General features: G+C 62.5%; 11 protein-coding genes and 1 tRNA gene. 3 read left to right on the top strand and 9 right to left on the bottom strand.

Features of this window, described 5'->3' with window-relative positions; genetic code table 11:
- Window positions 1–411: phasin (locus EN969_RS01940; protein WP_127418972.1), on the top strand; the 411-nt coding region annotated here is incomplete at its 5' end.
- 369 nt (window positions 412–780) lie between these two features.
- Window positions 781–857, top strand: a tRNA-His gene (locus EN969_RS01935).
- 413 nt (window positions 858–1,270) lie between these two features.
- Here the strand turns inward: EN969_RS01935 and lhgO are convergent.
- Both lhgO and EN969_RS01920 read right to left on the bottom strand, forming a co-directional pair.
- Window positions 1,271–2,461: an L-2-hydroxyglutarate oxidase gene (gene lhgO / locus EN969_RS01925; protein ID WP_199489664.1), complete on the bottom strand. Its 1,191-nt coding sequence runs from the start codon at window positions 2,459–2,461 to the stop codon at window positions 1,271–1,273.
- A gap of 26 nt (window positions 2,462–2,487) precedes the next feature.
- Window positions 2,488–3,174, bottom strand: a complete 687-nt coding sequence (locus EN969_RS01920) for an ATP-binding cassette domain-containing protein (protein ID WP_063170078.1) — start codon at window positions 3,172–3,174, stop codon at window positions 2,488–2,490.
- Window positions 3,175–3,255: 81 nt separating this feature from the next.
- Here EN969_RS01920 and EN969_RS01915 point away from each other — a divergent pair, with 81 nt between their 5' ends.
- Entirely contained in the window at window positions 3,256–4,602 is a 1,347-nt protein-coding gene (locus tag EN969_RS01915; protein WP_063170079.1) for an FAD-binding oxidoreductase, read from the top strand.
- A gap of 56 nt (window positions 4,603–4,658) precedes the next feature.
- On the opposite strand, the gene EN969_RS01910 is transcribed toward EN969_RS01915, so the two are convergent.
- The 7 genes from EN969_RS01910 to EN969_RS01880 all read right to left on the bottom strand — a co-directional run bounded on the left by EN969_RS01910 (window position 4,659) and on the right by EN969_RS01880 (window position 12,869).
- Window positions 4,659–5,927 (bottom strand): D-tagatose-bisphosphate aldolase, class II, non-catalytic subunit, encoded by a 1,269-nt coding sequence (locus EN969_RS01910; RefSeq protein WP_032898842.1) that lies wholly within the window; start codon window positions 5,925–5,927, stop codon window positions 4,659–4,661.
- Window positions 5,927–6,913, bottom strand: coding sequence for a sugar kinase (locus EN969_RS01905; protein WP_063170080.1), 987 nt, complete (start codon window positions 6,911–6,913; stop codon window positions 5,927–5,929). The genes EN969_RS01910 and EN969_RS01905 overlap by 1 nt, the downstream gene beginning before the upstream one ends.
- Window positions 6,914–6,950: 37 nt before the next feature.
- Window positions 6,951–8,168, bottom strand: coding sequence for an ROK family transcriptional regulator (locus tag EN969_RS01900; protein WP_024502254.1), 1,218 nt, complete (start codon window positions 8,166–8,168; stop codon window positions 6,951–6,953).
- Window positions 8,169–8,338: 170 nt separating this feature from the next.
- Window positions 8,339–9,352, bottom strand: a complete 1,014-nt coding sequence (locus EN969_RS01895; RefSeq protein ID WP_063170467.1) for a substrate-binding domain-containing protein — start codon at window positions 9,350–9,352, stop codon at window positions 8,339–8,341.
- 44 nt (window positions 9,353–9,396) lie between these two features.
- Window positions 9,397–10,365, bottom strand: coding sequence for an ABC transporter permease (locus EN969_RS01890; RefSeq protein WP_032898845.1), 969 nt, complete (start codon window positions 10,363–10,365; stop codon window positions 9,397–9,399).
- A gap of 31 nt (window positions 10,366–10,396) precedes the next feature.
- A complete protein-coding gene (locus tag EN969_RS01885) occupies window positions 10,397–11,920 on the bottom strand; it encodes a sugar ABC transporter ATP-binding protein (protein WP_063170081.1) in 1,524 nt (507 codons plus the stop codon).
- A 61-nt stretch (window positions 11,921–11,981) separates the two neighbouring features.
- Window positions 11,982–12,869 carry a sugar phosphate isomerase/epimerase family protein gene (locus EN969_RS01880; protein ID WP_013530264.1) on the bottom strand — a complete coding sequence of 296 codons (888 nt, stop codon included), beginning with the start codon at window positions 12,867–12,869 and terminating at the stop codon, window positions 11,982–11,984.
- Window positions 12,870–13,334: the final 465 nt, after the last annotated feature.

Below are 13,334 nucleotides of genomic sequence, written 5' to 3'. Positions count from 1 at the left end.
AGCTTCGACGCTTCCAAGGCCACTGACCAGATTCGCGCTTTCGCCGAAAAGGGCGTTGAGCAGTCGAAAGAGGCTTATGCCAAGCTGAAGACCGGCGCCGAGGAGACCCAGAAGGCTCTGGAGTCGACCTACGAGACCGCCAAGACCGTTTCCAACGACCTGTCGCTCAAGACCATCTCCGCTTTGCGTGCCAATGCCGAGGCCGGTTTTTCCCACCTCGAAGCCCTGATCGGCGCCAAGTCGCTGTCGGAAGTCGTCGAGCTGCAGACCGCCTTCCTGCGCAAGCGCGTCGAATCGACCGTCGAGCAGGCCAAGGACTTCCAGGCCGTTGCCTCCAAGGCCGCCGAGGACGTCTCCAAGCCGATCAAGACCGCCTTCGAGAAGGCGATGAAGGAAATCAAGGTTGCCTAACATTTGCGCATGATCTGAAGATGCAACAAAAGGTCGCATTTTCTTAAAAACGATCAGGTGTATGATGGCAGCCATCAAGGAATACCCGGTGAGTGGAACCTCCTCCCTCTGCTCCCCGGGGTGACCAGCCAGCACCTCCTCCCGCTGGCTCGTAACAGGAAAAGGCCGGCACCTCCTCCCGCCGGCCTTTTTCTTTGTCCGTCGCCTGGTCCTTGCCTGCGCCTTCTTGCCGGGCGAATGCCGCGCCGATGTGGGGAAGTGACCTTTGCTTTCCAAAAGCCTTGAATTAGAATCCATAAGCCCGTAAGGACGCATCGCCGAACGACAGAGCGGCGGATGAGTTTCTGTTTCGATCCGCTCAGGCAACGTGCCGTTGTAGCTCAGATGGTTAGAGCGCCGGATTGTGGATCCGGAGGTCGCTGGTTCGATCCCAGCCAACGGTACCATAAATAGAGACATAATTTCAAAGACTTAAAGGCTTCTGGTTAGCTAGGCTGGCTTGGGTGTCGGTGCGTCTTATGGACGTGTACCATTCTGGTGCCATAGGGAGGCCGTCCAGCTATGACGGTCGACAAAATGGCGGTCAGCCGGGAGCGAACCCTGCCAATGACGTCAGCCGTCGTTTCGCCTGAGATCTTTGCGCAGCCAAAAAAGCCGTCGTCCACACGGAACCTTTGCTTGCGGAAACCGCAGGCCAAGTTGCTACCCTCTCGCCGGGAGCGGCATTGCTGGCCTGGTGGTGCGCCGATCTGGTTCCGACGCAAAAGCTGCGTTGGCCGCGGCCGGTGCCCTAATTCCCTTCTTGGCCAAGGCAGATACTCCAGCGTTCAGTTGGGCTCCAGTGCGTACCGCCTCATTTTCAGCAGCCCTGTATGAGGCGATCTCGAATCATCTCTGCAATCGGGATCGCCGAGGTGGCGGCGGGGGAAGGCGCGTTGCAGACGTGCAGCATGCGGTCCGTTTGTGCGAACAGGAAATCATGGATGAGGGCACCGTCCTTGCGCACGGCTTGCGCGCGGATGCCTGCTTCGTGCGGGAGCAGGTCGGCGAGCTTGAGGCTCGGACAGTATTTCCGGCACTCCTTCAGATAGCCTGGCTTCCAGAGCGAGTTGCGGAGTTCCGTTACCGCAGATCCGCGGTTGGCGAACACGGTTTTCCAGAAGCCGGGAAACAGCGCGTAGTCGGCCATGTCCGAAACATTGAACGAAAGCCGTGGATAGCCTTCGCGGGCAAAACCGATAACGGCATTCGGCCCGACCGTGACGCTGCCGTCGATCATCCGCGTCAGGTGCACGCCAAGGAAGGGCAGGGCTGGATCCGGGACGGGATAGATCAGATGGCGGACAATGTCGTTCTTCGATGCGGGAAGGCGATAGTATTCGCCGCGGAAGGGAACGATGCGATGCTCGATCGAAAGCCCGGCGAGCACGGCCAGCCGGTCTGATTGGAGACCGCCGCAGACCACCAGTTTTTTCGCCTGCCAGTTTTCGCCGGCCGACGCGATATCGACGGAATCGATGACTTCGCGAATGCCGGTGACGCGCGTCGACAGGCGGATCTCGCCGCCAAGCGCCCTGATGCGCCGCCCCATGGCTTGGCAGACATCGGCATAGCTGACGATGCCGGTCGAGGCCACGAAAAGCGCGCCGAGACCGCGGATGTTCGGTTCCCGCTCCTTCAATTCACCCTCGCTGACGCGCCGGACTTCGATCGTGTTCTGCTTCGAGCGTTCGTGGAGCGCCTCCATGCGCTGCACTTCGAGTGCGGAGGTGGCGACGAGCAGTTTGCCGCAGACATCGAAGCGGATGCCGTTCTCCTGGCAGAAGGCCTTGGTGGCATCCGCGCCCTTGCGGCAGAGCTCGGCCTTCAGGCTGCCTGGCGGATAGTAGATGCCGGCATGGATGACACCACTGTTGTGGCCGGTCTGGTGCTTGCCGAGAGCCTCCTCTTTTTCCAACAGGATCAGGCTGCAGCCGGGATATGTTTCCAGCAGCCGCATGGCCGTCGCCAGGCCGACGATGCCGCCGCCGATGACGCAGTAGTCGAAAATCATTGTTGTAGCCCTTGCCTGCCCGATTATGCGTGCGCCGTCTGACGATCGCCATAGTCGAAATAGGCCTTTTCCAGCGCATGCCCGTCGGCAAGCTCGCTTGCCGAACCCTCCAGCGCGTTATGGCCGTTGCGCGGCACGTAGACGCGGGAAGCGAGGTCGAGAATGCGAGCGGTGGACCGTTCGACGACGAGCAGGGTCAGCCCGCTGGCGTTAAGCTGGCGGAGGCTTTCGTAGACCTGGTCGATCACCAGCGGCGCAAGGCCAAGCGACGGTTCATCGATCATCATCAGCGACGGGCGCTGCAGGATGGCGCGGGCGATGGCAAGCTGCTGCTGCTCGCCGCCGGAAAGGTGGCCGGCAACGCCGCGGTAGCGGGTCCTGAGGATCGGAAGATTTCCAGAACCCGTTCCCAGATCGGCGGCCGCTTCGGCCTTGTCCTTGCGGATCATGCCGCCGAGCAGCAGGTTTTCCCGCACCGTCAGTGTCCGGAAGATACTGCGGCCTTCCGACACCAGTGCCAGGCCCTTCCGGCATAGCTTTTCCGGCGCCTGGCCGGCGATCGACTCGCTGTTGAAGGCAAGCGTGCCCCCGGTCGGCGCCATGGCCCGGAAATTGATTTCAGAAGCGTGGATTTGCCGGCGCCGCGATCTGGCCTCGTCGTTCCCGGCAAGCAGCAGCTGACGATCAATCTCCTCGCGTGGTATCGACATCTCACGGCGGCCAGATATCGCTGCCCTGATATCAAGTGTGTAGACCGGACGCCGCTGCGGAATGCCAAAGGATAGTGCTCTTTGACAATCTTCCCCTTCACTGAAGCCACCCCGATCCAGTTCCAGCAGCCCCTGCCGAGGACCTCGGACGTCGTGATCATCGGCGGCGGGGTCATTGGCGTGACCACGGCACTGTTCCTGGCGCGGCGGAACGTCTCGGTGACGCTGCTGGAAAAGGGACGCATCGCCGCCGAGCAATCCTCGCGCAACTGGGGCTGGATCCGGCAGCAGGGCCGCGATGCCGACGAACTGCCGATCGTCATCGAAGCGCAGCGCCTCTGGCGGCAACTGGCACAGGAATGTGGCGAGGACATAGGACTGAAGCAGACGGGCGTTACCTATCTTGCGCGAACAGACAAGGAGATGGCCGGCTTCGCGAAATTCCTGAAGATCGCCCAGGCTCATGGCGTCGACACGCGTCTCCTCGACCAGGGTGAGCTGGCAAGCCTGATCCCGGCCATGTCGCGACTGTTCAAAGGCGCAATGATCACTCCATCGGACATGCGGGCAGAACCTTGGGTCGCCGTGCCCGCGCTTGCTCGCCTGGCGGCCCGCGAAGGCGCGACGATCATCGAGAATTGCGCGGCACGTATGCTCGACATCTCCGCGGGACGCATCAGTGGCGTCTGGACCGAGAAAGGGCTCATCGCGGCCTCGAGCGTCCTCGTCGCCAGCGGCGCGTGGACGTCGCTGTTCCTGCGCGCCCACGGCATCTCGATTCCGCAGCTCAGCGTCAGGGCGACTGTCGCTGCGACAGCGCCGATGGCGGAAATCCACGCCGGTGCCGCCGCGGACGAACGCATCGCTTTCCGGCGCAGGCAGGATGGCGGGTACACGCTCGCATCGGGAGGCAGCAGCCAACTCTACATAGGGCCGGACGCATTTCGCCATGCAGGCAAATATGTCAGCGCCCTGATGGCCAATCCGTTCGGCACACGCTACCTGCCGGCCGCGCCGCGAGGCTACCCGGACGGCTGGTCGACCCCGCGCAGCTGGAACGCGGATGAAGAAAGCCCTTTCGAACGGATGCGCGTCCTCAATCCGGCTCCCGAGACGTCGGCGCTCCGCGCCATCGACGGCGGGTTCAGGGAGCTTTTCCCTCAGTTCACGACCGTACCGCTCAAGGCGAGCTGGGCGGGCATGATCGATGCGATGCCTGATGTCGTGCCCATCGTCGATCGCGCCGCTGCGTTCCCAGGCCTCGTTGTCGCGACCGGGATGAGCGGCCACGGCTTCGGCATAGGACCCGGAATGGGCCGCATCCTGTCCGATTTGATCCAGGGCAACGAGACCGGGCACAATCTCCACAGGTTCCGTCAATCCCGTTTCAGCGACGGCAGCCCGATCCGATTGGGACCATCGCTGTAAGTATTTCTGCCGCCCGCCAGCCCATCCGCTCTGGCCTTGAAGAACCGGACGAGGGCTCAGGTGCCGCATGCCCGGGCGTAGATCTCGATGCTTCGCTGGACGTGATCGATCGCGATCTCCTCGACGTCGCAGCCGCGGGCGGCCCAAGCGAGCGCCGAAGGCAGGTGCTGGAGAAACAGCGTCACCGGCACCTTGCGGCCCTTCAACGCGTCGAAGAGCCGGTCGCAGGCGGCACGGGCTTGCGGGGTCGCCCAATAATATCGGATGCGATCGGAATAGGAGTAGTGGCGCAGCGTCCGCTTGTCGGCATCGCTGCCATGATAGTGGCTTGCCCAGTTCTTGGGCGCGGCTTGCATCAGCTCTTCCATGGCCTGATAAAGCGGCCGCTGGCCATAGAAAGGCACCAGATCGGAAGCGATCAGGTCGAGCGCGTACAGCGCCTCGCGCAGTTTGAAGGTCAGCTCGGGGCCGACCTTGAGGATGGCGAAGCCATCTTCGACGAGTTCACGCAGCGGCCTCTCGCCCTGATAGTCCGTCGAATGCGCTTCGAAAATGAGCGACGGCAATGTGTTCAGAGTTGCCGCCAGATCGCTGGCCTTGGTCCGATCGTAAAAAATCACATTCTGGTTGCCGAACTCCACGCCCGGCTGCACGACAAGCCCGATGACGCGGGAAAACGCGCTTTCAAGCCCGGCGGCCTGGAATGCTTTGGCGTGAATGGCATGTGTCTGGCGAGCCGCCTCCGGACTGGTCGGGGTGATCGCATCCAAAGCGTGATCGGCGCCACCGGGAGGCGGCACCTCCGTCCCGATGATGTAGACCGGGCTTGCCCCGCCGCTCTGCGCGGCCGCCTGTTCCGCGACGCCCGCCATTCTGGCTGCGCGCTCGGCCACCGTATGGTCGTCTAGCGTCGCCGGTTCACCCGCGCAGCCCATCGATGCATCGAGATGGATCTTGCGGAAGCCGGCGCGGACATAAGCATCGACCATTGTCCCGGCCTGCGCCATCGCCTCCTCGGCGGGCCGGTCTTTCCAGGGATTGGGACCGAGATGATCCCCGCCAAGCACGATCAGCTCTGTCGGGCACTGCTCGACTGCCGCGAGCGCTTTCACCATCGCCGCGAAATCGGACGGCGTCATGCCCGTATAACCGCCCAGATGATTGACCTGGTTGCACGTCGCTTCGATCAGGACGGTGGTGCCGGTTTCCCGGCCGTGGCGCAGTGCAGCTTTGAGCACCAGGGGGTGCGCCGAGCACACCGAGGTTACCCCGATTTTCTTTCCTTCCCTGTGCAGGCCCGGCACATCTTCGATCGCCACACGCATCAGCTTCTTCTCGCCGTTCTTGCCATGAAATCTTCCAGTTCGGCCCGCGTGCCGGCTCCCTCCATGGGGCCGAGGCGTGTGACGTTGCGCGCCCCTGCCGCATTGGCGAATTCGAGCGAAGTCCGCAGCGGCATCCCCAACCGCCGGCATGCGACATAGGCTCCGCCGAAACAGTCGCCGGCGCCGGTGGGGTCCGTTTCCTCGACGATGAGGCCGGGACAATCGGCACTGGCGCCCGTGCTTTGACGGGCTGACGCGCCATGTTCGCCACGCTTCACGGCGATCTCCTTGACCCCTCGTTTGAACAGCGCCTCGATTGCGCGTTCCTCGCCATCCATGCCGGCGGCCAGGAACAATTCATTGCCCGACGGCAGCAGCAGGTCCGCTTTGTCCACCAGGCTCGCGAATTTCTCCTCGGTCTGGCCGTGCGCCAGCAATTCTTTGCGCAGGTTCGGATCGAGCGACATGGTGCCGCCGCGTGCCTTGATCAGCGGGATCGCGCGTTCGGTGATCGCCCAGGCCGCGGGGCTTGCGAACACCGTTCCCATGACGTGGATATGCCCGCAACGCGCGATCAGCGCCTCGACCTGCGGGGTCCATTCCAGTCGAGCGGCGGCGGATTTGGCGATGTTGTAGACGAAATCGCGGCTTCCGTCCGTGCGGTAGCGGACAAAGGCGCTGCCCGTCGGATAATCCGCGGAAACAGCGATGGCGGAAGTGTCTACGCCGTCTCGCTTCAGGCGCTCCATGTTGACCGCGCCGAAATCGTCGTCGCCCACCACGCCCACCATTGCCGCCGCTCCGCCCATACGCGCGCATTGATCGATGAAGATGGCGGGCGCGCCACTCGGAAAGGGGCCAATGAGGTCGATCGGTTCCCGGAAACCGGTGCCTGTCTGCCTCGCGACGATCTCTACCAGGATTTCTCCAATCGTCACGGTTGGCCCGAGCGAGTCCGGTGCAAGCGTTTGGGGGAGGTCGTTCATCAAGCGTCCAATCCTAGGTGTGGTGTCGTTTGCGGTTTCACGACGCCGAGGCGTCTGGACCGGAAACCGCGTCCTTGTTGAGCATCTGGTTGTCGAGCGACATGAAGCGCTGATGCATCATGCAAGCGGCTCCGAAGGCAGCTCCATAGATGGCGCTCTCGTTGAAAACGATCTCGGGGATAGGAAAGGTCGCGGCCTGGAGCTCGCGGATATGCGCGTCGACCCGTGCGGCGACCAATGGATACAATTCCGCGACGGACCCGCCCAGCACGATGCGGTTCGGGTCGATCAGCCGCGAGATCTGCACGACTGCAAATGCGAACAAGACAGCCCATTCTTCGGCGAGCTGCACCGCTTGAGGAACACGATCGCGGACGTCACGCAGGAACAAGTCCAAGTCGGCGTCCGGCCTGTACTGGCGATAGGATGACAGGATGCGGTCGCGCCCGAAGGCCTGCTCCAGATTCCGGTATGTCGGGTTCCGTGTCTTGAGGTGGCCGACTTCTCCGGCCAGGCCATTGCCGCCGCGGAACAACTTGCCGTCGATGACAATTCCGCCACCGACACCGTTCTCGATGACCATGAAGAAGGTGACGCCGCTCGCCGCTTCCGGCTGGCTGTATGTGATGCCGATGCCGAATGCGTTGCCGTCATTTTCCGCGGATACCGGGATCTCGGCCGGAAGAAGGCTGCGGGCAAGGCCTGTGAGATCGACATTGCGCCACCCCAGGATCGGTGCGACGTGGATGAAACCGTCCTGGTTCATTTGTCCGGGCACCGCGATGCCGATGCCCTGACATCGCGCCAGGCTATCCTTCCGCATCTCGAGAAACACCTGTTCGATCGCCATGTGGACCGCGGCCTCCGGATCGCTGTCGTGTCCTTCGAAGCGCGTCATGGCGCTGCGAACGATCTTGCCCGCGAGATCGATCTCGACGCATGTCATATGTTCGACACCGATCTCTATGCCGGCGAAGAAAACGGCTTCAGGCACGATTTCCACGAGGATACCCGGTCTTCCGGCCCTGGGCTGGCCCGCCGGATTCGCGACATCGTTCTCCGCTACTTCGCGAACGAGTCCGGCCTCGACCAACTCCAGGACGATATTGCCGGCGGACGAGCGGTTGACCCCCATATGCCTGGCGAGATCGGCCCGGCTCAAAGGGCCGAAGCGGTGGAGCGCGTTCAGCGTCGCTACCGAATTGCTCTGGCGGATCCTGCGAGGCGAGCTGCTGGCGAAGGTTACATGGTTCATGGCGGACTCCGCATGTTCGTTCCCAGCCTATACTTCACCCGAGCTTGTTTTTCCTCCGGCAACGCAAAGTCCTCAAAGAATGAACCGCCTGATGTCGGAAGCAAGCAATTCCCGCTGCGCCGGACGCGAAGGAGAATGCCGCGAGCGAGCGGCATCCTCCTGTTGGAGCGTCAATTGCCGACAAGCACCTTGTCGACATTCTCGGAGGTCACCGCCAGCCACGGCACGTAGTAATGCTGGTCCTTGCCGTCGTTCCAGGCGAGCTTGCCGCCGTTTACGTCCCAGACAGCCGCGCGCGGCTTGTAGCTGTCGCCGACGATCTTGTGCAGCGCGAGGTCGATCGCCCCTTGCGCCTGTCCGTTGGCATCCTGGAGGATGGACATCGACTGTTCGCCACGCTTGACGGCTTCAAGCGCGTCCTTGATGCCGTCCACGCCGGCGACCGGAACCGTCTTGGGATCCAGGCCGTGGTTGCGGATGCCCTCGATGGCGCCGACGGCCATCTCGTCGTTTTCGGCCAGGACGCCCTGGATCGCATCGCCATGCGAGGTCAGGAAATTCTCCATCAGCGTGATGGCCTCGGCGCGTGACCAGTTGGCGGTGTTCTGCTCCAGGATGGTCACTCCGGGATTTTCCTTCAGCACCTTCTGGATCCCTTCAAGCCGCTGTACCTGGGCCGACTGGCCCAGCATCCCTTCCAGGATCACGACCTTGGCCTGCGGGCCGGCCTTGTCGATCACCGCCTTGGCCAGCATTTCGCCGGCCTCGACATCGTTGGAATTGATGTAGGCGTCGTAGAGCGCGGTGTTGGAAACCATCGTGTTGGAGCCGAACACCGGGATGCCGGCTGCCTTCGCGCGCTCGATCGGTTCATTGCCGGCGTCGATGTCGACCGGGATGAAGATGATCGCGTCGTATTTTTCGGTGATGGCTGTGTCGAACAGGTTCGACTGCGTCAGCACGTCCTGGCGACCGTCGAGAACTGTCAGCGCGGCGGTACCGTCCGCAAGCGCGGGGTGCGCCTTGGCGGCATCGGCCCACAGAACATTGTACTCGGTGTTGAGGCTCTGGACGATCGCCGCGATCTTCAACGTCTTGGCGTCGGCCGAACTCCCCCCGAACACCATGCCTGCAAGGGCAAGGCCGGCCGCTGCTCCCATCAGGAAGCGTCTTGTCGTTTTCATGTGCATTTCCTCCATGTTGCGTGCGGCCGCGCCGCTTGCGCCTGTTACTCTCTCCCGGCTCGGGAGCGGTCGATCAGCACCGCGAGGACGATGATCGAACCCTTGATGATCTGCTGGTAGTATGAGGACACCCCCATCAGATCGAGACCGTTGCTGATCATGCCGATGATCAGCACGCCCACCAGCGTATAGCCGATGCGGCCGATACCTCCGGTGAGGCTTGTTCCGCCGATGACCACCGCCGCGATGGCATCGAGTTCGTAGCCGATGCCCGCCTGTGGCAGGGCGGACGTGGTGCGGGCCGTCAGCATGACACCCGCGAGACCGGCCAGCGCGCCCATGATGACGTAAACCGAAAAGATGATGCCGGTGGTGTTGATGCCGCTCGTCTTCGCGCTGCGCGGGTTTCCGCCCACCGCATAGACCCGTCTTCCGTAAATGGAGTAGCGCAGGACGATTGCCGCGACAGCGAAGACGACGGCGAAAATGATCACCGGTACCGGTATGCCGAGCACGAGACCCTGGCCGAGCCAGCGGAATTCGAGGCTGAGATTGGGAATCGGGCGGCCGCCGCTGTAAAGCAGCGTCGCGCCGCGCGCCACGCTCAGCATTCCGAGCGTGGCGACGAAGGCCGGCACCTTGAAGTAGGCGATCAGCCCGCCATTGACGGCGCCGCAAAGCGCGCCCACGGCGACGCCGGCCGCGACTGCTAGGAGCGGATTGAACGCATCCGCGCCGGTGACCAGGCTGGCCGCCACGGCGCCGGCCAGCGCCAGGAGCGAACCGATGGAGAGATCGATGCCGGCCGTCAGGATCACGAAGGTCATGCCGACAGCCAGCACACCGTTCATGGAGACCTGCCGCAGAACGTTCAGCAGATTGTTGGTGGACAGGAAGTTCGGCGACGCCAGCGACAACACGACGAACAGGAGGATAAACGAGATGACGATGCCATAACGGGCGATGAACTTTCCCAGGCTCATGCCGCTCATGCTTTGACTGGCGGATACCATTGGATTCTTCTCCACGAAATGGATCGTCTGGCTAGGAAGCCAGATGAACGAGGGTTTCCTGGGTGGCCTCGGGTCCGGCGACCTCGCCTGCGATGCGGCCCCGGCGAAAAACGACGATGCGATCCGCATTGGCGAGGATTTCGGGCACCTCGGACGAGATCATCAGCACGGCGTTTCCCGCCTTCACGAAATTGCCGAGGAAGGCATAGATCTCGCGCTTGGCGCCTTCGTCGACGCCGCGTGTCGGCTCGTCGCAGATCAGGATCCTGGGGTTGGTGTCGACACAGCGCGCAAGGACAACCTTCTGCTGGTTGCCGCCGCTCAGGGATTGGACGGGCAGGTCCGGCGACGCCGTCTTGATGGAGAAGCGCTTGATGTGCTCGACCACGCTCCTGCCTTCCGCCGATCCGTTCATGAAGCCCTTGCGCGCATAATGCGGCAGGTTGGCCACGGTGATGTTGTGGGCGACCGACGCGGTCAGTGACAGGCCCGTCTGCTTGCGGTCCTCCGTGACCAGCGAAATGCCGGCGCCGATGGAATCGGCGGGCGTCTTGAGATCGATGGGCTTGCCCTCGATCAGCACCTGGCCGGAATCCCGCGGCTCGTTTCCGTAGAGCGCATTCACGAACTCGCTGCGACCGGAGCCGAGAAGCCCGTATATGCCGACGATCTCTCCCGCATGAACGGTCATGTCGATGTCGGCGAACTTTCCCTTCGATGCAAAGCCGCGGGCTTCGAGCAAGGGTTTCTGCGGGCCGGTATCCTTCGGTTCGCGATGATGGTCCAACAGGTCGCGGCCGACGATCGACCGGATCAGGCCCTTGCGGTCGATTTCGGAAATCGATCCGCCGCCTACGAAACGGCCGTCGCGGAAGACCGTATAATCGTCGGCGATCTCGAAGATCTCGGTCAGGCGGTGCGAGACATAAATGATGCCTACGCCCTCCGCGGTCAGAGTGCGGATCGCGTCGAACAGCATCTGCGCCTCGCGCTCGCCAATGGCCGAGGTGGGTTCGTCCATGATCAGGATGTCGCTGCGGCGGCTGATTGCCTTGGTGATCTCGACGAGTTGGGCCTGCGCGATCGAAAGATCGCGCAACCGCGCACCAGCGGGGATGTTGAATTTCAACCGCGCCAGGATCGCCTCCGCGTCGCTTAGCATGCACTTGTCGTCGACGAAGAAGCGGCCGCGCCGCTGTTCGCGGCCGAGATAGAGGTTCTCGGCGACGGTCATGTCCAGGAACGGGCTGAGCTCCTGGGTGATGATGGCGATACCGGCATCGAGCGCCTCGGCGGGGGAGGAGAAATTCACCTCCCGGCCTTTCACCGTGACGGATCCGGCGTCGCGCCGCAGCATCCCCATCAACACGCCGAGGAAGGTGGACTTGCCGGCACCGTTGCCACCGCACAAGGCATTGACCGTCCCGGCGCGCAACCGAATCCGCCCGTCGACCAGGGCGGGAACGCCTGCAAAGCTCTTCGCGACATTTTCGGCGCTGAGGAGAAGCGGCGCGGTGGCGCCGTTCTCGTTGGTGATAGCTTCGTTCTGCGTCATCTTCCCGTCCTCCTCGGGATGAGATGGCGCGGGCGCTTGTCGGCCCGCAGCCCTTTCGTCTTCAGGCAGCCTTGTTGATCTCGGCCCGGCGCACGGCTTCTTCCCAACGGCTTTCGATGAAAGCCTTGGCATGCGCGGCGAGCGGATTGTTGTCGGTCCAGGTGTCGCGCCAGATGCCGCACACACGCGACAGGGCTTCATCGACGATGGCGCTGGAGAAGCTCTCGAAGGTGACGTCGCGATTGTGGAAGCCAATGTCCACCAGCGCGGAAAAGATGCTCGCGAAATCGATCGTACCGGTGCCGAGATAGCCGCGGTAGTTCTCGTTGAAGTGGAAATAACCGAGCTTGTCCCCAGCCAGACGGATCGCCTCGGCCTGGCTCGCCTCCTCGATGTTCATGTGGAACGTGTCGAGATGCAGGAAGACGTCGTCGCGGCCGGTGTCCTTGATGAACTTCAGGCCTTGCGCGGTCGTGTTCAAGAGGTTGGACTCGAAGCGGTTCACCACTTCCAGAACGATCTGCACGCCGCTATCCCTGGCCACCTCGGCTGTCGCGGCGATGGCGTCGGCGCTGTTCATCCAGCCGGTTCGCGTGGGCAGCCCGTCATACTTGCCGTGCATCGAATAGAGAATGCCGCCCAATCGGATGCCGCCGATGTCGCGGACCGCCTTGACCGCGTCGGACAAGAGCGCCTTTCCCTTGGTGACCACGGCCTTGTCCTCGCTCGAGACGTCCGCATCCGCCGACAGGCCCATCGTGACCACGATCTCGATGTCCAGTTCCTTGGCTTGCTTCGCCAGGCGGTCGAGGTCGAATTTCTCGGGCCGCAGATAAGCGAACTCGATCAGCCGGTAACCATGATCCGCCGACTTGGCGAGTGCCATTTCCAGGCCCTCCTGGGTCAGGCCGTTTGTCCAGACAAATGAATGGATACCAAGACGCCGCATTCAGATCCTCCGATAATCAGGTTTGCATGTTAAAGATACAAACTTGATCCTGAATGCCTAAAATTCAGCTTCGGCGCAAGAGGAATTCTGGCATTGGTCGGCGCGAGCCAATCATGCCGGATTAAAAAAATGCTGGAAAACAAATGGTTGAGAGGCATCATGGAGATGCGAGAAAATCTTCTCTGACCTATGCGAGAAACGGGATATGCAGCTTTTGACAACAAATATCCCGTCACTTGCGCAGACCGAGCGGCATGGACCGCTCGCTCGGCGAGACGCAAGGCGAATGCGGAACGAGCGGAACCCGGTCCAACGTTCGTTGGTTCCTGCCAAGGCATTCGCTTGGGACCAGCCGGCGGACGCCCGATCCTCCGGCTTGCCCAAGCGCGCACCCGGACGCGGCGACGCGCAAACCCTCAGCCGGGAAACAGGTCCAGGATCGACGACAGACGGTTGGCACTGAGA

Origin of the sequence: Mesorhizobium sp. M7A.F.Ca.CA.003.01.2.1 (genome assembly GCF_003998945.1) — a bacterium.
GTDB lineage: Bacteria > Pseudomonadota > Alphaproteobacteria > Rhizobiales > Rhizobiaceae > Mesorhizobium > Mesorhizobium ciceri.
This window is presented reverse-complemented; position numbering and strand designations above follow the sequence as displayed.